Source organism: Candidatus Nitrosarchaeum limnium BG20 (assembly GCF_000241145.1).
GTDB classification, from domain to species: domain Archaea; phylum Thermoproteota; class Nitrososphaeria; order Nitrososphaerales; family Nitrosopumilaceae; genus Nitrosarchaeum; species Nitrosarchaeum limnae.
Map to the genome: position 1 here is coordinate 1 of NZ_AHJG01000182.1, position 625 is coordinate 625.

A 625-nucleotide genomic window follows, 5' to 3' on the forward strand; every position below is an offset into this window, starting at 1 on the left:
AAAGTTATTGCAAATGCATACATCACACCAGATCAAGTTTCAATAATTTTAGAAGATGCCATAGAGATTAACGTAGATACTCCTCCTTTCAAATCATTTTTTATAGATAGAATTATTGGAGAAATGAAGAGAAAAGACTCTGCAGAGGCAGAAACAGGAAAAATCCAAAAAGATCTGTAATTGATTACATAATTAACAAAAACGGTTCAGACATTAGAGAGATAATCATCAAAAATTACAGGCAGAAGAGAGAGTAAATGAGATAATTAATACTGCAGGATGGTCACTTACACGAATGCTTGAAAACATCAAAAAGTGATTTTATGGACAAGATAGTAGTTTTAGATTTTGGCTCACAGTACAGCCACTTGATTTGCAGAAGAATCAGAGAGTTTTCAGTGTATGCGGAGCTTGTTCCTTTTGACATTAGCTTTGAGGAATTGCAAAAGCACAACCCAAAGGGAATAATTTTTTCTGGAGGTCCATCAAGTGTGTATAATTCAAATGCTCCAGTTCCAGAGAGTAAAATTTTTGATATGAAATTACCATTACTTGGAATTTGTTATGGGCATCAACTAATTGTAAATAAATTCGGTGGCAAAGTAAAAAGAGCAAACAAGGAATA

Annotated in this window: 1 protein-coding gene and 1 pseudogene; both read left to right on the forward strand. The window is 33.3% G+C overall.

Translation table 11 applies throughout. The features are described from left to right. A pseudogene (locus tag BG20_RS06030) lies at positions 1-319 on the forward strand (hypothetical protein); the annotation flags it as partial. Positions 320-323: 4 nt separating this feature from the next. Further along, positions 324-625, forward strand: a 302-nt coding sequence (locus BG20_RS06035; RefSeq protein ID WP_010192244.1) for a glutamine amidotransferase-related protein, incomplete at its 3' end; no start/stop codon positions are given.